Origin of the sequence: Brevundimonas sp. (assembly GCF_041648055.1) — a bacterium.
GTDB lineage: Bacteria > Pseudomonadota > Alphaproteobacteria > Caulobacterales > Caulobacteraceae > Brevundimonas.
Genome location: NZ_JBAZPS010000004.1, coordinates 193,941 through 217,358 on the forward strand (window position 1 = coordinate 193,941; position 23,418 = coordinate 217,358).

Sequence of the window (23,418 nt, forward strand, 5' to 3'; positions counted from 1 at the left end):
CTGTCTATACCCCCCGCCTCATGGCTGCCCGTCCCCCCCTCGTCGCCCTCAAGTCCGTCCGTCTGCAAGACGGTCAACGCCCCCTGTTCGAGGGGGTGGATCTGGCCGTGGAGCCGCGCAGCCGCGCCGCCCTGGTCGGTCGCAACGGGGCTGGCAAGTCGACCCTGATGAAGATGGTCATGGGCCTGATCGAGGCCGATGAGGGCGACCGTTCGGTGCAGGCGGGCGTCCGCTTCGCCTATGTGCCTCAGGAGCCGGACATCCAGGGCGAGACTTTGCTGGACTATGCGTCCTCCGGCGGAGCCGAACGCTGGACCGCCGAGAGCTGGCTGACCACCTTCGGCCTCAACCCCGAGAAATCAACGCAAGGGCTGTCGGGCGGCGAGACCCGCCGGGCCGCCCTGGCCAAGGCCTTCGCCGAAGAGCCCGACCTGCTGCTGCTGGACGAGCCGACCAACCACCTGGACATCCTGGCCATCGAACTGCTGGAGGAAGAACTGCTCTCCGCCCGGTTCGCCATCCTGGTGGTCAGTCACGACCGTGCCTTCCTGAACCGCGTCACCAATGCAGTGCACTGGCTGGAAGGGCGCCGCGTCCGCACCCTGAACAAGGGCTTTGCCGCCTTCGACGAATGGTCCACCAAGGTCCAGGAGGAAGAGGCCCAGTCCCTGCAGCGCCTGACCAAGACGATCGAGCGCGAGACCGAGACCTTCTACCGCTCCATCACCGCCCGGCGGACCCGCAACGAGGGCCGCGCCCGCTCGCTGGACGCCCTGCGTGCCGACCGCGCCGAGCGGATGAAGGACAGCCCGCGCGAGCTGAACCTGGGTGTCGATTCCGGCTCCACCTCCGGCAAGCTGGTGGCCGAGTTGAAGGGCGTCTCCAAGACCTTCGGCGACCGTCCCGTCATCAAACCTTTCACCACCCGCGTCATCCGCGGCGACCGCCTGGCCATCGTCGGCCCCAACGGCGCGGGCAAGACCACCCTGGTCAAGATCCTGCTGGGCGAACTGGCCCCCGACGAAGGCACGGTGCGGCTCGGGGCCAATCTGGAGCCCGTCTATCTGGACCAGTCGCGCGAGGGCCTGCGCTCGGACATGACCCTGTGGGATTCCCTGACGCCCGGCGGCGGTGACAGCATTCTGGTGCGCGGCATCCCCAAACATGTCGCCGCCTATGCCAAGGACTTCCTCTTCCAGGAGGGTCAGCTGCGCCAGCCGATCTCGACCCTGTCGGGCGGCGAACGCAACCGCCTGCTGCTGGCGCGCGCCCTGGCCAAGCCCGCCAACATGCTGGTCCTCGATGAGCCGACCAACGATCTGGACATGGACACGCTCGACAAGCTGGAGGAGCTGCTGGAAAGCTATGACGGCACGCTGATCCTGGTCAGCCACGATCGCGACTTCGTCGACCGTCTGGCCACCTCGACCATCGCCATGAACGGACGCGGCGACATCGTCGAGACACCCGGCGGCTGGACCGACTTCATCCGCCAGAACCCCGGCTTCCTGAAGCCCGGTGCCAACCCCCGCCCGCAAGACAAGGCCGCCGCCGAACGCGCCGCCGCCGCCCCGGCCCCGGCCACCCTCGCCGCTGCCCCCGCCAAGAAGCCCGGCAAGCTGTCGTTCAAGGATGCCCACCGGCTGAAAGAACTGGAGGGCCTGCTGGTGTCCCTGCCCCAGGACATCGAACGCCACGACGCCACCCTGGCCGACCCCGACCTCTACACCCGCGACCGCAAGGCCTTCGACCGCGCCACCGCCAACGCCGACCGCGCCCGCGCCCTGCTGGCCTCAGCCGAAGAGGAGTGGCTGGAGCTGGAAGCCCGGCGCGAGGCTCTGGCGGGCTGACCGGTCGCATGGCGGTCGCGGCGGCAGAGCCTAGTCTGACGCCATGTCCCTGACGCGCCATACCCTGTCCCTGACGCCTGCCGAGTTGAAGGCCGCCCGACGTGTGAATGCCGTCATGGCCGTCGCCCCTCGGCTGAAGATCAGCGGCTGGCGGCTGGCAGTCGGCACGCGGCTGAACGCGCTGGCCAGCCGGGCCTCTGGGCGCGTGTCCGCCGCCCGACTGGGGCGCAAGGGCATACGGGTGTCCAACCTGACCATCCAGAGCGGCGAAGGTCCTGTCGCCTTGCGCATTCTTGAGCCTGCGGGGGCGGCCAAGGGCATCGTTGTGGACCTGCATGGTGGCGGCTGGGTGGTTGGCAGCGCGGCCCTGAACGACCGGCTGACGGCCTGTTTCGTCGACGCCGGTCATGTCGTCGTGTCGGTCGACTATCGTCTTCTGACCCAGGGGCTGGAAGACAGCCTTGCCGATGCCGTCGCCGACTGCGCGCATGCGATGCGTTGGGCCATAACCGAAGGCCGTGACCGGTTCGGGGTCGAGACGGTGCTGGTCATAGGGGAGTCCGCCGGGGCGCATCTGGCAGCCCTGGCCATGCTGAGACTGCGCGATGCGGGTAAGCAGGCTCTACCGCCCTGTGCCTTCGTCCAGGGCGTGTTCGATCTGTCGGGCACACCCAGCGTGCGATCCGCGACGCGCCAGGCCCTGCTGTTCGATGGCCCCAATCTGCAGCGTGACCTCGCCCGTCTGGCCCCTGACCGTGATGAGGCCGGACTGCGCCAGCCGGATATCTCTCCCCTTTACGCCGACCTGACCGGCATGCCTGCGGCCCTGTTCGTCATGGGCCAGGAAGACCCTCTTGGGGATGACAGCCTGCTGATGGCCGAGGCCTGGGCCAGGCATGCGTCGACGACCCTGCTGGATGTGCCCACAGCCCCGCACGGCTTCCAGCATTTTTCGCCGGCCACCGCTCGTGCCGCCCAGGCCTTCATTCTGTGCTGGCTAGAGGCTCAGATGAAAAGCGACCCGGTTTCTGTGGACAACACAAACCGCTGATCCGTCAGCCAGAATTCCGTCCGTCCACGGATATGCACAGGGTTACCCACCGGGGCCGGGGCGGTTCCGCACAGCTGGCCGAATTCGAACGCTTGCCGTCTAACGGATTTGGCGCGAACGTCAACAGGCCGAGGGACACGGCGGCGCGGAAAACCGGGGAGACCCGGCAATCAAGCGGACCGGCCCGGCTCTCTGACCCAGGCGACCGAACCTCTTCGGAGGCGAGGAAACGAAGGGCAGGATCAAGGCTCCCGAACGACGACGGCTTCGGCCAGAGACGTTCACGGAGAACCGGATCGGGATCGACGGACGACGGGCGGCTTCGGCCAAACGGTACGCCAGAGACCAGGAGCGCGACAGGATACAGCCGACCTTCCTCAGGGCTTGCTCTGACGAAGCTAAAGCCAGGGTCCGAAACCTCAATGGCCAGGTCCAACCCGGACTTGGCGAGGGGACGAAGCAAACCGGTCCGCCGGGGAGCCTCGTCCCCTCGCTCAATTCTGGTGCCCCATGTTCGCGACGCGGTCGCTCACGACTTGAGGGCATCTGGCGTGTGACTGCTGCGCGGCGGCTCGCGGCTTGAGCGCATGGTGCCTTCTCCCTCCCCTCCTGGGGAGGGTGGTCCGAATGGGCCGGCTGGGGAGGGCCGACGCGACACATCCGCCCTTGCCCATCCTCTTCCCTTCCTCCGGGCACCGCCGTAAACCCAAGCGATGGCGTCCAGCGCAGAACCCAGCAATCTCCCCCACCGCCGCGCCCTGCTGATCGGTGCAGGCGCAGTCGCACTCACGGCGAGCGTCGCCGCCTGCGACCGTGCCCAGGCCCCGGTGGGCGAGGACGGCCGGGTTAGGCTACGCTTCGCCACCGATGGCCCGGCCCAGGCCACGCATGGCGGCTTCTACCAGGCGCTGGCGTCGGGGGCCTATGAGAAGCGCGGCCTGACGGTCCAGCTCATTCAGGGCGGCCCCGGCGGCGATGTGCCCCAACGGCTGGCCAGCGGCATGGTCGAGCTGGGCCTGGCCTCGTCCAGTTTCCTGCCCATGAATCTCGTCGCCCAGGGCGCACCCGTGCGGGCGGTCGCCGCCTTCTTCCAGAAGGATCCACAGGTGCTGATCGCCCGCCCCGAACCGGCGGTCGAGGGCATCGCCGGCCTGGTCGGGCGACCGCTGTATGTGTCCGACAGCGCCCGCGACACCGTCTGGCTGTGGCTGCGCGCCACCTATGGCTTCACCGACGATCAGCTGGTTCGGTTCGACGGCGATCTGGCCGCCTTTCTGGCCGACGGCGACGGCGTGCTGCAGGGCGAGCTGACACGCGACGTGGCGCAGGTCGAGACCGCCGCCGACTTCAGGCCGCGCATTCTTCTGCCCGCCGACGAGGGCTATCCCTCCTATGGTTCCATGGTGCTGGCCCCCAACGGATTCGCGCGAGACAATGCCAACGCCCTGCGCGGCTTCATCGCCGCCTCGGTCGAGGGCTGGCGCGACTACATCCAGGGCGACGGGCGCGCCGCCGATGCGCTGATCCGTCAGGCCAACAGCGACATGGGTCAGGCCGAGCTGGACCAGGCCCGGGCTGCCTTGCGCACCAACAGCGTCGTCAGCGGAGGCGATGCGGCCCTGTATGGCCTGGGGGCCATGACGCCCGAGCGGTGGCAGGCCTTCTTCGAGGTGATGTCGCAGGCGGGGCTGTATCCGGCCGACCTGGACTGGCGTCAGGCCTTCACGACCCAGTATCTGCCCGGACGGGGCTGATCGGTCTTCCGGAACCGTTTACATAACAACGTCCATTAGGAGCGGGTTAAGAGCCGTTCGGTAAAGGTTGGGGCGAGCGATCCCTCGCGCGGAGCCTGCCCCCCTTGCGCCGACCCGACCTGTATCGACCTTCCATCGTAACTGCCGGTGCACTGACGCTTGTCAGCAGCTTGCTGCTGGCCAGTCAGACCATGGCCCAGGAGGCCGCCGCTCCCCGCTACATGAACTGGTCCGGGCGCGGCCCCGCCGTCATGCCGCAGGGCGTTCAGACCGCGTCAAACGAAACGGCCGCACCGCGACGCTCCAACACACCCATTCCACATGGTGGCTTTGCCCGCGCCGGTTCGCCCGTCGCCGCCTCCGCCACGCCTGCCCGCCGCACGCTGACCCCGGCCAGCGCCTGGATTACGCCGGGCGCGTCCTATGGCATGGCGAATGCTGCGCCTGCGCCTGCGCCTGCCGCACCGACGGAAGTCCGCGAGGCCGCGCCTGCACCGACCCCCGCTCCGGCTGCCACACCGGTCGAGGCGCGCGTCGACCTGCCGCCACCACCGCGCGCGCCGTCCTATTCGCCCAATGTGGCACCCCAGCCGCAGGCTCAGTTCCAGGCTCAGCGTCAGGACGACCGTCAGTTCCTGCCGGAGTATCTGGCCGGTCAGGGTGGGGCACAGCCCGCGCCGTCCCAGGCCGTCTATGCCGACGCCCCGGGCCCGGCCCCGGAAGCCGCCGCACCGACCTATGCCGAGCCGCAAGGGCCTGCGCCGGAGGTGGCCGACCCGATGGCTCCGCGCCGTGATGCCCCGATCTTCCGCCTGCAACGCCAGGCCCCGGCCGCTCCGGCCCCGATCCCCGCCCCCTCTGCCGAGGCAGCCCCGGCTGGCCCGCAGGGCGAAGCCGCGCCCGCCCCGCGCCAGATGGCCGCCGTCACCGCCAACCCTTCCGATCGTCCGGACCTCCAAGCCTCGCGCCGCTACTCCGTGCATCGCCAGAACGGGCAACAGCCGGACGCTGTCGCACTGCCCCAGCCCACCTATGTCGACGCCCTGGCCGTCACCCTGACCGACATGCCTGCGGGCCGCGACCTGGCCGAGCCTGCGCCCGGCCCGAACCTGTATCGTGACAACCAGGGCCGCGTCCGCGCCGCGCCCGCCGCCTCCGACGGAGACCATCAGTGAGCGTCGACATCGCGCCGTCGCGGCTGCCCCAGCTGATCGCCCTGGCCCAGGACGGGTCCAGCGACAATCGCCGCGCCCTGCTGCGCGAACTGACCGACCACTTCTTCGGCTCGACGGTCCGTACCGGCACCGAGGACGCGCTGTACGGCCAGATCCTGACCCAGCTGGCCAGTGACATGGAAACTGCCGTCCGCGCCGAACTGGCCGCCCGGTTCGCCAATGCGCTGGATGCGCCGCCCACCCTGATGCGCAGCCTGGCCCATGACGTATCCGAGGTCGCCGGCGTGGTGCTGGCCAAGTCGCAGGTGCTGACCGACAGCGATCTGGTGGATGTCGTCAACCGCCGCACCCAGGCCCATATGCGTGCCGTTTCCCAGCGCGAGACCGTGTCAGAAACCGTCTCCGACGCCATCATCGACAAGGGTGACGACGAGACCCTGGGCACACTGCTGCGCAACGACGGTGCCCGGCTATCGCGCCAGGGTTCCGAGGCTGTGGTCGAGCGCGCCAAGGCGAACCGCGACCTGCACGAGGCCACGGTCCAGCGCGCCAGTCTTGAGCCCGACCTGCTGAACGAGATGTATTTCGTGGTCGAGGCCCGCCTGCGGAACCAGATCCTGGAGAAGAACGCCCGGCTGGATCCCGCCCTGCTGGAAAGCGCCCTGTCCGCCGGCCGCGCCCGCATGGCGGCCGAGGATGGCATCCTGCCGGCCGACTATGCCGAGAGCCTGGCCTATGTCGAGGAGCTGCGCGCCGCCGGTCAGCTGACGCCCCAGATGCTGGCCCGCTTCCTGCGCTCGGGCTCCAAGACCTCCTTCCTGATCGCCCTGGCCCAGCTGGCAGACATCGACTTCCACACCGCCAGCAAGATCGTCGAGCGGCGCGAGCTGGATGCCCTGGCCGTCGTCTGCAAGGGCGCGGACCTGGATCGGGCCCTGTTCCTGACCTATGCGGTGGTTCTGCTGAACGACGACGGCGACGCCATGGGCAAGGCCCAGGCCTATGCCCGCATGTACGGCGAACTGACCAAGGAAGCGGCCATGCGCACCCTGCGCTTCTGGCGGATGCGGCGGACCGCGCAGGCGGCCTGATCCAGAGCGTTCAACCGCTCAGGGGCTGAAGATGGCACCCAGTATGCCGATCCCGCCGACCAGAACGCCGCCAAATCCCGCTGCGATCTGAACAGCGATCATCAGCACGACGCCTTTCACGACGCCGCCGAGGCTCGTCTTGAACCACCGCCCGCGTCCCATCCGGACGAAGGCGACGATCCCCAGCAGCATGATCACCAGCGACACCAACGCAGCCACGGGTCCCTTGCCATAGCCCCACCAGGCGAGGGGCATCATCGGCACGGTCCAGGCACACAGCCAGCCGAAGGTCGCCCGAAAGCCCCTGCGCCAGCCCAGATCGTCCTTGTCCCACCACCGCAGCAGAGGCGTCGCGGCCAGGGCGAAGAACAGGGAGATCAAGGGCACCATCACCAGCGTCATCCAGCCATCGGCGTCGGCGATGAAGGCATCGCGGGTCTTGCCGGACTGCTCCAGCAGCGGGGTCATGACCTCGGACGGATAGCCTTCAAGCATGAAGCCGGCCCCGCCCTTCAGGAACAGGATCAGCATCAGTATGGCATTCAGCGCCAGATAGAGCCGCAAGGGACGCGCATAGACGCCGCCGCCCTCGGCCCCGCCCTCCATCCACGCCATCAGCACCGTGGCCGGGCGCAGCAGCAGGTCCCGGACCGTGACCAGCTCACGCCCGCCCATGCCCAGGACATCTTCGGCCAGCTCATCGCCGGGTTTGCGTGCGTCGGTCATGATGTCCTCCCCGACGCCAGTGATAGCGGGATTGGCGGGCTAACCAAACCCTGTTTCATGAGCTGAGTTTGAGGCTGGGGCTTCAATGATCGACCTTCCGCGAACTGCCCGTTGGCCGAGGACCGCCAACGACCCGTTGCGGACGTCACATTGCAGCGATGCTCAGGCCCATAACGACGATGAGCCCAATTCCTATCAAGACGCTGACGCCGGCAAATCCGAATAGGCAAATGCCCAAAAACCTCGCAACTTCCCAAACCGCATTGGCGGGCTTCAGCTCCGTGGGCGGAGCTTTGTCGTGCGTATTCATGCCAGTCACAATGCCCCTTCTATCGTCCGCTAACCACCCTAGGGCATCTGTCCGCTTTCGACCCTTAGCGTTCGTTAAGGAGTTGGCAGCGGCTAGTTTGTGTCTGCGAGCAAGGCCTGAACCCGGGCAGGGGGAACGAGGCGGTGCTCGGCGCAGGCAGTCATCACAGCCCTATTTGATCGATCGATCGTCCGCTCGACAACGTGGGGCTGAAGTTGCGCTATCGGGAGCCCCAGAAAACCACCGCCCCGGCCCGCCAGAAACAGCAAGGGCGTTCCCTCAGGCCGCGCGAGTGCTCCGCAAACCACGCCGCTGGTTATCGAGCGCTTGATCCAGAGCGAAGCCTCTCTGGGCAACCCGGTGCGTTCGGTGGCCAGATCAAGTGCCAGGTTCTCGAGTTCGTAGCTGTCCAAGTCTCCAGGTTCATACGCGGCTTCGATCGGCGTGCGGGTGTCGGAGGTTTCCGGTGTCGAGCACGAGGACGTCAGAACTGATGTGAACAATATCAGGGCGGTGCTGAAGTGGAGATGTCTATGCATGGAATTCACCACCAATCTGAAGATGACGTTGTTAGGCTGGAAGCCGACATTCGCTTTCGACCCGCTAAAGACGTCAGCCGCAAGGCGGACCGTTTGTCATGTGCTCGACATAGACCGAGAGGGGAAGAGTGAAGTTCATTTCAGCACGTCACGAACCGACTCGCGCTTCATCCTCCAAGGGAGCGAGATTCAACACAGGTGAACTGGGTCCCGTATCGTTGCGGATGGCCCTCGAAGATAGCCAGACGATCATACATCTTGGCGTCATTTTCACCATCGACCTCGTCTGTCGCAACTAAGGGCTCAAGGTAGGAAGGAACCGCCTCCACAGCGCTTGGTCGCCATGCTGCACGATGTGAAAAGCAGCACTCGCAGCCTCATCGCCGTATTGACTGCGAAGGAACCAGCCCTCCGGCGGGGTGGAGACGTCTGGTTCTGGACTGGGAGCCACCGTCTGCTCTCGACCCTTAGCAGACGCTAAGGAGCTAGGCCTAAGCAGGTCCGCTTCCTACCAAGGAGTTGCCGTCTGCTCCCGACCTTAGCGGACTCTCGGTCCACGCACACGACAGTCGCGGGGAACCTGGCTAAGGGTCGACGGTTCTATGTGTCCCTTCGAAAAAGGACACCCCCAATGCACACCAACAATGATCGCGCCATCAAGACTCTCAACGACCTGATCGAGACGACGCTGGATAGCGTGAACGGCTATCGTCATGCCGCCGACGGCGTCAGCAATCCGGAACTAAAAACCCTGTTCACAGAGCGCGCTGGTAAGCGTGAAGAACTCAGCCGTCGGCTCCAGGCCGAAGTTCGCACTTTTGGTGGTGAACCAGAGGATGACCAGTCTTTGCTCGGACGCATCCACAACAAGTTCGCTGAGATTAGAGGTGAACTTATGGGCCGTGACGACAGCGGCGTGATTGACGAGGTCGAGCGTGGCGAGGACGTGATCAAGGCGCGGTTTGAACACGCGACCAAGGACACTGATCTTCCCGAAACGCTGCGCCAGCGCATGGCTGAAGAGTATGTGTCGATCAAGGCTGACCACGATACGATCAGCGGTCTGAAGCATCGCATTAGCTAAAGCGCAGCGTACGCAACTGCCCGATTGAACGACGCGCCCGAGTTGATCTCCGGCGCGTCGTTCTGCGACTACCTACTCTGTTCGGGCTGCGGCGTCGGCTGCGGCGTCAGTCTTTCGAGCGGCAGTGTCGGCGGCTGCATCTACGTTGGCTGCTGCCTCGCTGGTTGCGGCGGCGGCACTATCAGCAGCGGCGTCAGCGTTTGCGGCGGTGTCGCTCGCAGCAGAAGCGACTGTCGCCCCGGCGTTATCAGCAGTGGCGGCTGCCTTGTCTTCCGTGTTTTCGGAGCAGGCGGCGAGTGATAGGGCAGCCGCGACGGCGGCGAAATAGATAGTGCGCATTTCGTTTCCTCTGGGCTGACATGGCGGCTGATCCGCCTTCAAACGTCAGCCAATGAAGCATAATGGATGGTCAGTCGGATGACGACTGCATTAAACACGATAACCGTCGGAAGGTCTTTTGCCCCTGTGAGCCACTCCTTCCTGTGGGTCGCGACGTAGATGGGATGCGCTGCTTCTGCCACCGATTAGATCTCGCTGTTATGCAAGCAGTGTTGTGAGCGCCCAAGGTGTTTATCATCGACAGAGGCGACGAGTCCGCTTTCCACCCCTAGCGGACCTCAGGAATGTCAGCTTCCGGCTTCGCTGCAGAGCCCCCATCCCGCACAGCAAAACGCCCGCCACCGTTGCCGGTCGCGGGCGTCTCGATCTCAATATGTCAGCCGGTGACTACTTCTTGGCGCGGCCGGCGGCGGCGCGGGCGGGTTTGCGGCCGCCCTGGCCCAGGCCCATCTGCTTGGCCAGGTCCGAACGGGCCTTGGCATAGTTGGGGGCGACCATGGGGTAGTCCTTGGGAAGGTTCCACTTGGCGCGGTATTCTTCGGGGCTGATGTTGTATTTGGTGCGCAGGTGACGCTTCAGCGACTTGAACTTGCGGCCGTCTTCCAGGCAGATCAGGAAGTCGGGGGTGATCGACTTGCGTACCGAAACGGCGGGTTCCTTGACCTCGGGCTCGACTTCGACGACGCCGGTCGAGATTTGCGACAGGGCGGCATGGATGCTGGAAATCAGGCCGGGGACTTCGGTCACCTGGACATTGTTGTTGCCGACATAGGCCGACACGATGTCCGCCGTCATTTCCAGAAGTTGTGCGTTGTCTTCCATGGTCCGTGCCCCAGATGATGTGGTCAGATATTCTGACCGGATCGACAGATCAGAACGATCCGACGTTGCCGTGGCTATTAGGTTTCTTTGTTCTTGAACGCAACACTGTAGGCCCCGGCAATTTCAGCGATCGCCAAGCACAGGCTAGAGTTCTGCAGCCCGATCGACTGATCAGCGGCCGAAATTATCGGCCAGGGCCAGCATCGCGGCTCGTTCCGACGGTGAATATTCGTTCTGCATCTCTTCATCGCCGTCGCGGATGGCCCGCAGCAGGGCCGGCGTCAGCGCCGAGGACAGCGACCAGTTCCAGTAGCGCAGCACGGTCTGTGCCCGGTCCACCGCCAGCATGTCATAGGTGACCTGGACGCGCTCCCAGGCGGGAGAGACCTCGCCGCTGGCCGTAACCTCGGGCCGTTTCATCGACCGCCAAAGGGCCGCCAGATCGCCCTTGGTCAGACCCGTCGCCTTGCACAGAATGGCCAGGGGCTCGCCGCCCGCATCGCCCAGTATCTTGGCCCCCGTCAGCGGCTTGACCCCCGACAGATAGGCGATTTCGGCGGCCACCTCACGGTTCAGCCCGATCTCGGCGGCCGCGGCGATGGCCTGTTCCAGCCCGCCATAGGGACTGCGCTCGACAGCCGCGCGGTTGCGCTGGCGCCGCTCGATGAACTGCAGCGCCTTGCGCGACACCGGGTCCTGCCAGCCCTCGTCGGCGGCCATGGCGAAGATGTCCTCCGACACCTCCTGCATGACTTCGCGCGACACGGCGAACCGCTGAAGGATGGTGCGCCGGTCGTCGGGTCCGCACCACCAGAACATGACATAGGCCGCCGAGGGCCGCAGTTCGGGACGCTTCAGCAGATGTTCGCACAGCACCACATTGTGCCGGCTCAGGCTGACGACACCCTCGATCGCGGACTGGCCCAGCCGGGCCGTGCGGTTCTTCAGCACCGCCTCGATGACGTCGCTTTCGCCGAAGCTCATGACGGTTTCTGTGACGACCTCGCTCAGGCCCTTGCGCTCGGCCATGAGCAGCCGGTGTTCGCGGCCGGTGTCGCGCGCGCAGGCGGCCAGGTCCGCATCGCTCAGCGAGGCACAGTTCTCGATCAGCAGGCCCGCGATCTCGGGTTCGTCGCGCAGCAGCATCCGCGCCAGGGCATTGGGCAGTTCCGACAGCGGGGCCAGCCGCTGGGCCACGCGCTTGCGGTCCTCGGTCGTGGCCAGGCTGAGCATCTCGACCAGCAGATCGCCCGTCACCGCCCGCTCGAACGCATTGATCCGGCTGGCCGGCAGGGACACGACATCGGCCAACCGCTTCAGCAGGGCATGCCGCGCGCGGAACTCCCCTTGCGGGTTCGCCTCGTCAGAAAGGGTGGCCGGTTCGGACATGGACGGCGAGCCTAGCCCGGACGCGGTTAACCGGGAATGGATGCCTCGGCCGCGCACTTCTGATCGTAAAAGGGCAACAGCTCCGCCCAGCGAATATCCATGCCCAGTTCCGCACGCGCCGCCTCGACGGCCTCGGCGCTGTCGACGCTACTGCGGTCGAAGGCCCCGTCTCGGCAGGGGCGGTGGGTGCCGTAGACCTGCAGACCGGTACGGGCCATGCTGACCCGGTCCACCATGGCGCTATAGTCGAACGCGCTCAGCTCGCCACGCTGGTAGGCGGCGCGCACGTCGGGCAGCCAGCGCTCACGCAACTCCGTGCCACCGCCTTCGTCGGGCGCATGCTGGACGATCAGCCATATGGCCTTCTGGAAGTCAGAACTCCCGGTCGGCCAGCCATGACGATCAAGAATAGCTTCTACTCTGGGCAGGTTGTCGGCATCGACTTCCTTCCAGATGGCCTGGCATTGATGCGGCGTCGCGTCCGCGCCGTAGCGGGCCTGACAGTCGAGGTTCAGCAAAGCATCCTGCCGGACCCCCTGATCCGCCGCACGGCGAAATCCCAACTCCTGAACCAGACAATCCCGATCATCCAGGCCGCACGCCAAGGCATGCGCCGCGTGCAGGCTGGCCAGAGGCGAGGTCGGCCCAGATGCTTCCTGCTGCGCCAGCAGGGCGACGGCGAGCAACGCCGAGGCCAGCAAACTACAACCCCTCGAACAGCGCCGTCGACAGATACCGCTCCGCGAAGCTGGGGATGATGGCTACAATGGTCTTGCCTGCGTTTTCGTCCAGGGCGGCCAGGCGGAAAGCGGCCAGGACGGCGGCACCGGAGCTGATGCCGACGGGAATGCCCTCGACGCGGGCGACCTTGCGGGCCATGTCGAAGGCGTCGTCATTGGAGACCTGTTCCACCCCGTCGATGACCGAACGGTCGACGATGGAGGGGACGAAGCCCGCGCCGATGCCCTGGATCTTGTGCGGGCCCGGCTCGCCGCCCGACAGGACGGGGCTGGCCGTGGGCTCGACCGCGATCATGCGCAGCGAAGGCTTTTTCGCCTTCAGAGCCTGACCCACGCCGGTGATGGTGCCGCCGGTACCGACACCGGCGATGATGATGTCCACCGCGCCGCCCGTGTCATTCCAGATTTCCTCGGCGGTCGAGACCTTGTGGATGGCGGGGTTAGCGGGGTTGTCGAACTGGGCCGGGCTGACGGCACCGGGGGTGCGGTCCAGCAGTTCCTGGGCCATGGCGATGGCCCCCTTCATGCCCTTCTCGGCCGGGGTCAGCACCAGTTCGGCCCCCAGCAGGGCCAGCATCTTGCGCCGCTCGATCGACATGCTCTCGGGCATGGTCAGGATCAGCTTGTAGCCCTTGGCGGCGGCGACAAAGGCCAGGGCGATGCCGGTGTTGCCGGATGTCGGCTCGATCAGGACACCGCCGGGCTTGAGGCGGCCGGACTGCTCCAGCGCCTCGATCATGGCCACCCCGATCCGGTCCTTGACCGACGACACGGGGTTGAAGAACTCGAGCTTGGCCAGAACTTTGGCCTTGGGCTGATACTCCGCCGACAGGCGCGGCAGGCCCACGATGGGGGTGTCGCCGATGGTGTCCAGGATGGATTCATAGACCTTGCCCCGACCGGCTTTCAGGTGGCGCGAGGCGTCATAGGCGATGTCGGTCATGGGGTGGCTCTGTCGCTGTCGGAGATGAAGTGCACTGTAGAAAATCGAGTGCACTGTGTGCACTGGGGCGATGCGGACGCTGACTGGCGTTAGACATAGCGCAGCGGTCCCTCGGCACAAGGCGGGCCTGTGTCGGATAACGCGTCATCGGCGTGAACCGATCCGGTACGAACGCCTATCCGTAAAGGCGAAGACCTGTGCTTAAGGGGCCGGATGATACGTCTCTCTTCCCGCCCGTCCCTTGCCGCCGCCCTGCCCTATCTGGCCCTGCTGGGCGGGATGGTCTCGCTGGCGGTGGGCACGTCGTTCGCCAAGTCGCTGTTTCCGGTGGTGGGGGCAGAGGGCACCTCGGCCCTCAGGGTCGGGTTGTCGGCCCTGGTGCTGGTGGCAATCTGGCGGCCATGGCGGTTCGCTCTGGGTCGGGCGGATGCGAAGGGGGTGCTGCTGTACGGCTTGGTTCTGGGGTTGATGAACCTGTGCTTCTACATGTCGCTGCGGACCATTCCGCTGGGGCTGGCCATCGCCATCGAGTTCGCCGGGCCTCTGACGCTGGCGCTGATCCATGCGCGCAAGCCTATCCATTTCGTCTGGATCGCCTGTGCCGTCGCGGGCCTGGGCCTGCTGTTGCCGATCCGGGGCGGGCTGGAGGCGCTGGACCCGGTCGGCGTCGCATTCGCAGCGGCGGCGGGTCTGTTCTGGGCTTTGTACATCGTCTTCGGCAAGCGGCTGTCGCATATGCACGCGGGCCAGTCGGTGGCCCTGGGCATGAGCACGGCGGCGGTGGTCATCCTGCCCTTCGGCGTAGCCAGTGCCGGTGTCGCCCTGCTGGCCCCGTCCGTCCTGCTGATCGGGCTGGGCGTCGCCCTGGTGTCCAGCGCCCTGCCCTATTCGCTGGAGATGATTGCGCTCCGCCACATCCCCAAACGCACCTTCGGCGTCCTGCTGTCAGGCGAACCGGCCATCGGGGCGGTGGCGGGACTGGTCCTGCTGCATGAACAGCTCAGCGGCCTGCAATGGCTGGCCATCGGCTTTATCGTCGTGGCCTCGGTCGGGGCCATCCTGACGACGGGAACGCGCGATGTGACGCTGGCAGAACCCGTCGTGCCAGCCTAGTCTGCCCGTCAGTCGAGTAAATCTGGCGGTCGTGTGATGCTCTCAACAGCCTTCATCCTGTCGGTCCTGCTTCCCCATCAGGAGATTGTCGTGCGAACGAGCAGGCCGCCGCTGCCTGTTGTGGTCTCGACATCAACCGAAGTCGTGTGTCGGGGGCGACGCGTTTCCATCGAAGGGTTGAACGGGTGGGGGTCTGAATTCGAGGGGCCACGCATCCGCTACAACGGACGGCGGGTCGATATCTCGCCGGAACTGGCAGACTTCTTCGTCGGCGAGCCGGCCGCAACTTTTCGGGTTTCCGGCACATGCCCTGAGAGCGGACCGGGGGTGATGCTGATCGTCTATCGCGCCTCCGCCGCAATCGATGGATCCGTCTCCTACGCGATCAGAGGCATCGACGTGGAACGAAACGGCCGCGTGATCGACAAGGGCAGCGAGATCACGGCAGACCCGGACGCCTTCTGGTTTCGCTAGCATCGACATCGTGACGTCGATGGGCAAGCGGGCAAGCCGGTCGCGCCGGCCTGAGAAAGACCGCGACGGGATGACTGCTTGCCACCTCCGATCCTGGGCGTAGGGTCCTGTTCGGGGGACGACGGAGCGAATGGCCTACGAACTGGACGAAGACGGTATCAGCCTGAGGGACTCCATCGTCCGCAGTCCGATCGCGTCGGTCGTCAGCGACCCGCGTCTGCTGGACAATCCCATCATCGCGGTCAACCAGGCCTTTTGCGAGCTGACCGGCTATAGCGACGACGAGATCCTGGGTCGCAACTGCCGGTTTCTGGCCGGGCCGGCGACCGAACCCTGGCTGACCGAACGCATCCGCCAGGGCACGCGGGATCGTCGGGCGACCCTGGTCGAAATCCTGAACTACAAGCGTGATGGTCAGCCGTTCCGAAACGCCGTGCTGGTGGCACCGGTGTTCACGCCCGATGGCGAGCTGGAGTATTTCCTCGGCTCCCAGGTCGAGCTGGAGCCCGATGCGGTCGGCCCCTCGTCCAGCCGTCACCACCATGCGGTCGAAGTGGTACGAACCCTCTCGCCGCGACAGCGCGAAATCCTGCAACAGATCGCCACCGGCCATCGCAGCAAGCAGATCGCCTACAACCTGTCGCTCAGCGAAAAGACGGTGAAGATGCACCGGGGCCTGATCCTGGAAAAGATCGGCACGCATAACGTCGCGGACGCCATCCGCGTGGCCGTCGAAGCCGGGCTCTAAGGGCGGCGACACTCCGGGTACGGCCTAAAGGCCGTATGGCGCAGACGGGCTTAAAGGCTGACGGTTCTCCAGCAAGGCCAGACAAGGGCCGACTGGAGGATTCACAATGCCAACCATCGACGTCGGGCAGTACCTGCTCGTCTACAACGCCTTTTCTTTCACCTTCGCCACCATGGCGGCGGCGACCCTTTTCCTGTGGCTGAGCCGCTCGCAGGTCGGTCCCGCCTATCGCTCGGCCCTGGTCATTTCTGGCCTGGTGACCGCCATCGCCGCCTATCACTACTTCCGCATCTTCGAGAGCTGGGAGTCCGCCTATGAGGTCCGCAACGGCGTGATCCAGGTCACCGGCCTGGCGTTCAACGACGCCTATCGCTACGTCGACTGGCTGCTGACCGTGCCGCTGCTGCTGATCGAACTGATCCTGGTCATGCGGCTGTCGCAGTCGGAGACCATGTCCAAGTCGATCAAGCTGGGCTTTGCCGCTGCGCTGATGATCGTGCTGGGCTATCCGGGCGAGATCGCCGACGACAACGCCACGCGCGCCATCTGGGGCACGCTGTCGACCGTGCCGTTCCTGTACATCGTGTGGGAGCTGTTCAAGGGTCTGGGGGCCTCGATCGAGCGCCAGCCGGAGAGCGTCAAGGGCCTGATCAAGGGGGCCCGCATGCTGACCTTCGCCTCCTGGGGCTTCTATCCCATCGTCTACATGATCCCCTTCACCAACATGGGGGGCGGCAGCGTCGAGACGGCGGTCCAGATCGGCTACACCATCGCCGACATCATCGCCAAGGCCGGTGTGGGCGTGCTGGTCTACATCATCGCCGTCCGCAAATCGGCGGTCGAATACGGTGAGCCAGGCCACACGGTCACCACCGCGTCCTGACGGCGTCAGGCGGATACGACGTCCGGACGGGTTCGCGCCCGTCCGGACAGTGTCCCAACTGGAGGCATCACGATGCCTGTCACCTTTGCATCGATACCGGGGTTGCCACGATCACTGTCGGGGTCGATGCTGGTGGTCGGGGCGCTCGCCCTCGCCCTTCTGGCGCTGGCGGCCGGAGTGCCGCTGTCGGGGGGCATGGCCACGGCCATCGCCTGTCTGGCCTTGCTGGTGTTCGGCCTGCCGCACGGCACGCTGGACCTGGAGATCATTCGCGCGCAGCAGGCGGGCCCGTGGACCGGGATGGTCACACTGGTTCTGCTGTACTTGGGATTGGCGGCGGCCATGTACGGCCTGTGGCGAGCCGAGCCTGTGCTGGCCCTGGGGGCCTTCATCGCCATCGCCGCCGCGCATTTTTCCGAAGACTGGGACGGGGCGGGCCCCGTCATCTTGAGGGCCGGTCTGGCCCTGGCCCTGCTGGCCGCGCCGACGCTGCTGCACCGGGCCGAACTGGACGCCATCTTCATCGGCCTGACCGACAGGGCGGGCGCATCGGCGGTGACGGACGGGCTGATGCTGGTCCTGCCGGTGGCCGTCGGTCTGGGTCTGATCGCCATTGCCGCGCTGTGGCAGGCCGGGCGGCGTGATCAGGCCATCGGCGGGCTGGCGGCCCTGACCGGCATGCTGATCCTGCCGCCGATCGTAGGCTTTGCGCTGTATTTCTGCCTGTTCCATTCGCCCCGGCATTTCCGTGAAAGCCTGCTGACGCTGAAGTGGCGCGGGGTCGCGACCTGGGGCTGGGTGGTCGTGCCGCTGACGCTGGCGGCGGGGGCGATCGGGGTGCTGGTCTTCGGCCTGGAGATTCGCGCGGCCATGCCCGATCGCATCATGGCGGCCAGCTTCATGACCCTGTCGATCCTGACGGTGCCGCACATGCTGGTGCCGCCGATGATCGCGGCGCTGTCGAGGCTGCGACATCCCCACACGCTCAAGACGGAAACGGCCTGAAAGGACGACGCCCATGAAGATCAAGGACGGAGCCGAGGTTCGCAGCAAGTCCGCCGCGTTCGAAGCGGTGGACAGCGTCGTCGCCTTCACCCCCTGTTAACCACGATCACCCATCCGTAGAGGCAGTATTTGCCGGGCTGGCTCAGCGCGGCCTTCGGGGTCCTCTGCATCGTGCGCTCACTCACCGCCGCCGTCGAAGCGATCGATCCGCTGGTCGTGACCGGCAAGGTCGCGGGGGTGAACGGTCTGCTGATTGAATCCAAGGGCGGGCTGTCGCGGCTGTCGGTCGGGGCGCGGGCGGAGATCCAGCGCGGGCGCGGTCTCAATCCCCTGCCGGCCGAGGTCGTGGGGTTTCGCGATGCCAAGGCCCTGCTGATGCCGTTCGGCCCGGTCGAGGGCGTGGCGCCCGGGGCTGATATCCGCATCATCGACAGTGCCGCCAGCGTGCGGCCGACGACCGCCTGGCTGGGCCGGATCATCGACGCCTTCGGCCAGCCGATCGACGGCAAGGGGCCCCTGCCCCAGGGCCCGGCGGCCTATCCCCTGCGCGCGCCGCCGCCCCCGGCCCATTCGCGTGGCCGGGTGGGCGAGCGGCTGGACCTGGGCGTGCGGTCCATGGACGTCTTCACCACCACCTGCCGGGGCCAGCGTCTGGGCATCTTTGCCGGCTCGGGCGTCGGCAAGTCGGTACTGCTGTCCATGCTGGCCAAGGAGGCCACCTGCGATGTCGTCGTGGTCGGCCTGATCGGCGAGCGGGGCCGGGAGGTGCGCGAGTTCGTCGAGGAGACGCTGGGCGAAGAGGGCCTGCGCCGGGCCGTCGTGGTGGTGGCGACATCGGACGAGCCTGCGCTGAAGCGCCGCCAGTCGGCCTATATGACCATGGCGATCAGCGAATATTTCCGCGATCAGGACCTGGAGGTGCTGTGCCTGATGGACAGCGTCACCCGCTTTGCCATGGCCCAGCGCGAGATCGGGCTTGCCGCGGGCGAGCCGCCGACGACCAAGGGCTACACCCCCACCGTCTTCACCGAACTGCCCAAGCTGCTGGAGCGGGCCGGGCCGGGCCCGGTGCGGGCCGACGGGACGACGGCGGGGCCGATCACCGCCCTGTTCACCGTGCTGGTGGACGGCGGGGACCATGACGAGCCGATCGCCGATGCCGTGCGCGGTATCCTGGACGGCCACATCGTCATGGACCGCAAGATCGCCGAGCGCGGGCGTTTCCCCGCCATCGATGTGCTGAAATCCGTCAGCCGCACCCTGCCCGCCTGCCAGACGCCGCCCGAGCGCGAGCTGAACAAGCGAGCGCGTCAGTGCCTGAGCGCCTATGCGAACATGGAAGAGCTGATCAAGATCGGGGCCTACCGGACCGGGGCCGATCCCATCGTGGACCGCGCCATCGCCTTGAATCCGGCGCTGGAAGCCTTCCTGGGCCAGGACAAGGACGATCACACGCCGCTGGCGGAGGCGTTCCAGCGGCTGGAGGTCATTTTGAACCAGGGGATGCTGGCATGAGGTTCCAGGTTTCAGGTTCTAGGTTCTAGGGGATGACGGCTTCGGTACAGTCTTACCGCGACCTCGTCGTCTGGCAGAAATCGATGGGCCTGGCTGTGGAAGCGTATCGGCTGACGCGCCTGATGCCGAAACAGGAAGAGTTTCGGATGACATCCCAGATCATCCGCGCCGCAGCATCGGTTCCTGCCAATATCGCCGAGGGGCACGGTCGAGGGACCAGAAAAGACTACGCTCACTTCATCAGCATCGCGCGTGGTTCGCTCTCTGAAATCGAGACATTTGTGTTGCTGGTGAAAGCCCTTGAACTCGCCGACGCGGAACGCTGCGAGGCGGTCCTCGAACTGGCTGCGGAAGTCGGGAGAATGCTCACTGCGCTGCGCAACCGCCTCTCCCCTAGAACCTAGAACCTAGAACCTAGAACCTAGAACCTGAAACCTAGACCCTCACCTTCGCTTAACCCTCCAACCGTATCGTGACCTTCATGACCACCTGGGCGCAATCGCTGATCCGCATTTCCAACTATGAGGTCGAGACGCTGCAGAAGCGTCTGGCCGAGATCAGCGATCGCAAGGCGAAGACGGAAATGCGTCTGGCCATGCTGGAGGCCGAGGCCGAGGGCGAGCAGGACCGCGCCCGTCAGGACGTCGACGCCGCCATGATGCTGCGGGCCTATCTGAACGGCTGGAAGCAGAAGAAGGCCGCCGTCCAGGCCGACGTCGCCGCCATCGAGGCCGAGGAAGAAGGGGCGCGCGACGCCCTGACCAGCGCCTTCGAAGAGCTGAAGAAGTTCGAACACGTCGCCGAAACCACCCGCCTGAACGCCCTTCTTGCCGCCGGTAAACGCGAGACGGCCGCGTTCGACGAGATGGGATTGCGGCGGCGCGCGGTCTGAGACCGTGAGGCCCAGCCGCCGCGACCTGCTGGCCGCGCCGTTGCTGGCTGTACCTGCCCTCGCCGCTTGCGACCGCTTCGCCTCCGCCGCGCCCGCGCCGGGGCCGGAGGCCGCGCCGTTGAAGGACATCCTGCCCTGCCCGTTCGGGGCGACGGGGATGACCTGGCAGCTGGATCAGGCGGACTGGATCGCCCAGACGCTGAAACACTGTTCCCAGCTGACGCCGGAGTGGGAGCAGAAGATGGAGCGGACCCTGGGGCCCGGCTTCACCTATGATTTCGAGCCGTCGGACCGCGTCGTCGGCTTTGCCCGCGACAACGGCCTGCGCGTCCATGGCCACACGGTCATCTGGTATTCGCAAGGGGCCGAGGTGTTCGACGACGCCACCGTGCCGCGCGATCGGTTCGCCGCCGAATACGACCGCTACATCTCCACCTTCGTGGGTCGCTACAAGGGCCAGATGGCGGGCTGGGACGTGGTCAACGAGCCGGTGGCCGAGGACGGCGACGGCCTGCGCGACTGTCACTGGAGCCGGGCGCTGGGCATGGATGGCTATATGGTCCGTGCCTTTGAACAGGCGAAGGCGGCCGATCCGGACGCGGTCCTGTTCCTGAACGAATACAATCTGGAGAACATCCCGAAGAAGGGCGCGACCTTCCTCAAGCTGGTCGAGCGGCTGCTGAAACTGGGCGCGCCCATCGGCGGCATCGGCACCCAGTCGCATCTGGATATCGAAATCCCGGCGGGTCAGGTCACGACCTTCATGAGGGACGCCGCGTCTCTTGGCCTGCCGATCCATGTGTCCGAGCTGGATTTCCCGATGCAGCGCGAGGGGCGGATGCCCGACCTGCGCAGCGTCGCCGACAAGCGGGCACAGCAGGTGGCGCGGGTGGGCGAACTGGCGGAGGCGTTCATGGCCTTGCCGGAGCGGCAGCGGTACGCCTTCACCACCTGGGGCCTGCGCGACATCGACAGCTGGCTGGTCCGCGAGGGCAAGAGCAGCGACAGCCCCCTGCTGCTGGACGCCGAGGGCCGGGCCAATCCGGCGTATCAGGCGGTGGTGGCGGCGGTGGGCTAGGACCCAGCCAGCACCTTCTTCGCCGCCTTCAGCACCCGCTCGGCGGGCAGGTCGTTCATGTGCTGGATGGCCTGGTTCAGGCGGGGGTCGATCTTGCGGTATTCCTCGACCGAGCGAGGACCGCGCACGGCGATGCCGGTCCAGGGGCCGCGCTCGGCCTCGTCCGACGGGCCAAAGGCGGCGACCACGGGCGCGCCCGCCGCCGTGGCCAGATGGGTCCACAGCGAATCCGGCCCCAGATACAGCGCTGCACGCCCCAGCAGGGCCACGGCCTGCAAGGGTGTCAGTCGCCCGACCAGCTCCGTCGCCCGGCCCCGGCTGACCGCCAGGCGAATGGTGTGGGCGTCGTCGCGGTCCTTTTCATCGCCCAGGATCAGCAGCCGTCCGCCCGCCAGCGGACCGTCGTCGGCGATCAGGGGTGCCGCGACCTTGGCATAGCGTTCGGCGGGCCAGTGCCGACCCATCCAGTCGGTGCCGGGGGCTACGGCGATGATGGGGCCGGTGATCGCAGGGATCAGGGCGTCGACAGTCGCCTGGGTTTCCTCCGACACGAACAGGCGGGGTGACGGGATATCGTCCAGGTGCAGCACCCGGGCGGCCAGCTCGACGGCATGCACCCCCGCCTCGCTTGCGCCCCGCACGGCCCGTTTCTGGCGTTTCAACTTGCCGGAAATGGTCGAGCCGCGCATGTCGACGACCAGCCCCCAGCGGGTGTCGCGAACCTGGTTCCACAGGCCCAGCCAGTCCAGCCGCGTCTCCTTGTCCAGCACGATCAGGCGACGCAGACGCGGGGTGTCGGCGAACAGCGGTGCGCTGGTCCTGGACCCCACGATGGTGAAGTCCGCCGTCGGCATGGCCTCGACCAGATAGGCCAGCACGCCGGACGACAGGACGGCATCCTCCGGGCTGGCCTCGGCAATGTACAGAATGGGGAAACGGGCCGACATGACTGGACCGTATACGGATTCTCGGCCGGGGATCAGGGGGTGCGCAACTGTCCCCAGCTATGGTCGGCGGGGACGAGGGCCCCTATCTAGGCCCCATGACGCAGATCGCCCGCCTGAACAGCCGCGCCCTGATCCGGGTGTCGGGCCCCGATGCCCGACCCTTCCTGCACAATCTGCTGACCCAGGACGTGGAGACGCTGGCGGACGGTGCCGTGCGGTATGGGGCCCTGCTGTCGCCGCCGGGGCGGCTGCTGTTCGACCTCTTCCTGTGGGGCGAGGCGGAAGGTGTGGTGCTGGATGTGGCGGCGGACCGGCGCGAGGCGTTGATCCAGCGGCTGTCGATGTATCGCCTGCGCTCGAACGTGCAGATCGCGGCGCTGGACGAGGCGGTATTCGCCGCCTGGGACGGCGAGGCGGCGGGGTTCGTGGCGGACCCGCGACTGTCGGCGCTGGGCGGCCGGGCCTGGGGCCTTAACGTCGAGACGACGGCGAGCGAGGACGACTATCGCGCCCACGGCATCCGGCACGGCGTGCCCGATCCGGCGCTGGACACGGTGCCGGACAAGACCTGGCCGATCGAGGCCAACTTCGACCTGTTGCACGGCATCGACTTCCACAAGGGCTGTTTCATCGGCCAGGAGACGGCCTCGCGCATGCACCGGCGCGGCACGGTCAAGAACCGGATGATGGGTCTGACCTTCGACGGCCCGCCGCCACCATTCGGGGCCGAGGTGCTGAACGGGAGCTTGCGCGCCGGCGAGGTAATGGGCGGGCACGAGGGTGCCGCCATCGCCCTGTTGCGCGTCGACCGGCTGGACGGGGCGCTGAGTGTCGACGGACGACCCGTCACCGCCCATTGGCCGCAATGGATGCCGCGCGACGCCGGCTGACACCCGACAGCGACACCCCATCCCTTTCGCCGGACGCCCTCAACCGCTAACAGACGCCGC

At 66.5% G+C, this 23,418-nt stretch carries 22 protein-coding genes; 16 read left to right on the forward strand and 6 right to left on the reverse strand.

Going from position 1 to position 23,418, the window contains the following annotated elements:
• Nucleotides 1-20: 20 nt before the first annotated feature.
• From WC585_RS10760 to WC585_RS10780, 5 genes are all read left to right on the forward strand, one after another.
• Nucleotides 21-1,850, forward strand: a complete 1,830-nt coding sequence (locus WC585_RS10760) for an ABC-F family ATP-binding cassette domain-containing protein (protein WP_373257977.1) — start codon at nt 21-23, stop codon at nt 1,848-1,850.
• Nucleotides 1,851-1,893: 43 nt separating this feature from the next.
• Nucleotides 1,894-2,901 carry an alpha/beta hydrolase gene (locus tag WC585_RS10765; protein ID WP_373257978.1) on the forward strand — a complete coding sequence of 336 codons (1,008 nt, stop codon included), beginning with the start codon at nt 1,894-1,896 and terminating at the stop codon, nt 2,899-2,901.
• Between the two features lie 713 nt (nt 2,902-3,614).
• Nucleotides 3,615-4,655: an ABC transporter substrate-binding protein gene (locus WC585_RS10770; RefSeq protein WP_373257979.1), complete on the forward strand. Its 1,041-nt coding sequence runs from the start codon at nt 3,615-3,617 to the stop codon at nt 4,653-4,655.
• A 104-nt stretch (nt 4,656-4,759) separates the two neighbouring features.
• Complete coding sequence (locus WC585_RS10775; RefSeq protein ID WP_373257980.1) at nt 4,760-5,830, forward strand: hypothetical protein; 1,071 nt, start codon at nt 4,760-4,762, stop codon at nt 5,828-5,830.
• Complete coding sequence (locus tag WC585_RS10780) at nt 5,827-6,921, forward strand: DUF2336 domain-containing protein (RefSeq protein WP_373257981.1); 1,095 nt, start codon at nt 5,827-5,829, stop codon at nt 6,919-6,921. The genes WC585_RS10775 and WC585_RS10780 overlap by 4 nt, the downstream gene beginning before the upstream one ends.
• Nucleotides 6,922-6,939: 18 nt before the next feature.
• Here the strand turns inward: WC585_RS10780 and WC585_RS10785 are convergent, their stop codons facing one another.
• Nucleotides 6,940-7,647: a hypothetical protein gene (locus tag WC585_RS10785; protein WP_373257982.1), complete on the reverse strand. Its 708-nt coding sequence runs from the start codon at nt 7,645-7,647 to the stop codon at nt 6,940-6,942.
• Between the two features lie 1,480 nt (nt 7,648-9,127).
• On the opposite strand from WC585_RS10785, the gene WC585_RS10790 reads away from it, so the two are divergent.
• Entirely contained in the window at nt 9,128-9,580 is a 453-nt protein-coding gene (locus WC585_RS10790) for a PA2169 family four-helix-bundle protein (RefSeq protein ID WP_373257983.1), read from the forward strand.
• A 726-nt stretch (nt 9,581-10,306) separates the two neighbouring features.
• Here WC585_RS10790 and WC585_RS10795 read toward each other — a convergent pair.
• The 4 genes from WC585_RS10795 to cysK form a co-directional block, all read right to left on the reverse strand.
• Complete coding sequence (locus WC585_RS10795) at nt 10,307-10,741, reverse strand: MucR family transcriptional regulator (protein WP_373257984.1); 435 nt, start codon at nt 10,739-10,741, stop codon at nt 10,307-10,309.
• 171 nt (nt 10,742-10,912) lie between these two features.
• Nucleotides 10,913-12,130, reverse strand: a complete 1,218-nt coding sequence (locus WC585_RS10800; protein ID WP_373257985.1) for a DUF2336 domain-containing protein — start codon at nt 12,128-12,130, stop codon at nt 10,913-10,915.
• 26 nt (nt 12,131-12,156) lie between these two features.
• On the reverse strand, nt 12,157-12,831 hold the full coding sequence (locus tag WC585_RS10805; protein ID WP_373257986.1) for a DUF6624 domain-containing protein: 675 nt from the start codon (nt 12,829-12,831) through the stop codon (nt 12,157-12,159).
• A 1-nt stretch (nt 12,832) separates the two neighbouring features.
• Nucleotides 12,833-13,813 (reverse strand): cysteine synthase A, encoded by a 981-nt coding sequence (gene cysK, locus WC585_RS10810; protein ID WP_373257987.1) that lies wholly within the window; start codon nt 13,811-13,813, stop codon nt 12,833-12,835.
• 213 nt (nt 13,814-14,026) lie between these two features.
• Between cysK and WC585_RS10815 the strand changes: the two genes are divergently transcribed.
• From WC585_RS10815 to WC585_RS10855, 9 genes are all read left to right on the forward strand, one after another.
• On the forward strand, nt 14,027-14,926 hold the full coding sequence (locus tag WC585_RS10815) for an EamA family transporter (protein WP_373257988.1): 900 nt from the start codon (nt 14,027-14,029) through the stop codon (nt 14,924-14,926).
• Nucleotides 14,927-15,256: 330 nt separating this feature from the next.
• Entirely contained in the window at nt 15,257-15,400 is a 144-nt protein-coding gene (locus WC585_RS10820) for a hypothetical protein (RefSeq protein ID WP_373257989.1), read from the forward strand.
• A gap of 130 nt (nt 15,401-15,530) precedes the next feature.
• Nucleotides 15,531-16,148 (forward strand): LuxR C-terminal-related transcriptional regulator, encoded by a 618-nt coding sequence (locus WC585_RS10825; protein ID WP_373257990.1) that lies wholly within the window; start codon nt 15,531-15,533, stop codon nt 16,146-16,148.
• Nucleotides 16,149-16,254: 106 nt separating this feature from the next.
• Complete coding sequence (locus tag WC585_RS10830; RefSeq protein WP_373257991.1) at nt 16,255-17,031, forward strand: bacteriorhodopsin-like; 777 nt, start codon at nt 16,255-16,257, stop codon at nt 17,029-17,031.
• A 72-nt stretch (nt 17,032-17,103) separates the two neighbouring features.
• Nucleotides 17,104-18,036, forward strand: a complete 933-nt coding sequence (locus WC585_RS10835) for a Brp/Blh family beta-carotene 15,15'-dioxygenase (RefSeq protein ID WP_373257992.1) — start codon at nt 17,104-17,106, stop codon at nt 18,034-18,036.
• A gap of 171 nt (nt 18,037-18,207) precedes the next feature.
• The gene (gene fliI, locus WC585_RS10840) at nt 18,208-19,551 is read left to right on the forward strand and encodes a flagellar protein export ATPase FliI (protein ID WP_373257993.1); all 1,344 of its coding nucleotides are present in this window, start codon (nt 18,208-18,210) and stop codon (nt 19,549-19,551) included.
• Nucleotides 19,552-19,583: 32 nt separating this feature from the next.
• On the forward strand, nt 19,584-19,955 hold the full coding sequence (locus WC585_RS10845; protein ID WP_373257994.1) for a four helix bundle protein: 372 nt from the start codon (nt 19,584-19,586) through the stop codon (nt 19,953-19,955).
• A 77-nt stretch (nt 19,956-20,032) separates the two neighbouring features.
• Complete coding sequence (locus WC585_RS10850; protein WP_373257995.1) at nt 20,033-20,443, forward strand: flagellar FliJ family protein; 411 nt, start codon at nt 20,033-20,035, stop codon at nt 20,441-20,443.
• 4 nt (nt 20,444-20,447) lie between these two features.
• The gene (locus tag WC585_RS10855; protein ID WP_373257996.1) at nt 20,448-21,521 is read left to right on the forward strand and encodes an endo-1,4-beta-xylanase; all 1,074 of its coding nucleotides are present in this window, start codon (nt 20,448-20,450) and stop codon (nt 21,519-21,521) included.
• On the opposite strand, the gene WC585_RS10860 is transcribed toward WC585_RS10855, so the two are convergent.
• A complete protein-coding gene (locus WC585_RS10860) occupies nt 21,518-22,468 on the reverse strand; it encodes a glycosyltransferase family 9 protein (RefSeq protein WP_373257997.1) in 951 nt (316 codons plus the stop codon). The two genes, WC585_RS10855 and WC585_RS10860, sit on opposite strands and share 4 nt — an antisense overlap.
• 95 nt (nt 22,469-22,563) lie before the next feature.
• Between WC585_RS10860 and WC585_RS10865 the strand changes: the two genes are divergently transcribed.
• Nucleotides 22,564-23,358: a folate-binding protein YgfZ gene (locus WC585_RS10865; RefSeq protein ID WP_373257998.1), complete on the forward strand. Its 795-nt coding sequence runs from the start codon at nt 22,564-22,566 to the stop codon at nt 23,356-23,358.
• The last annotated feature ends 60 nt before the right edge of the window (nt 23,359-23,418 follow it).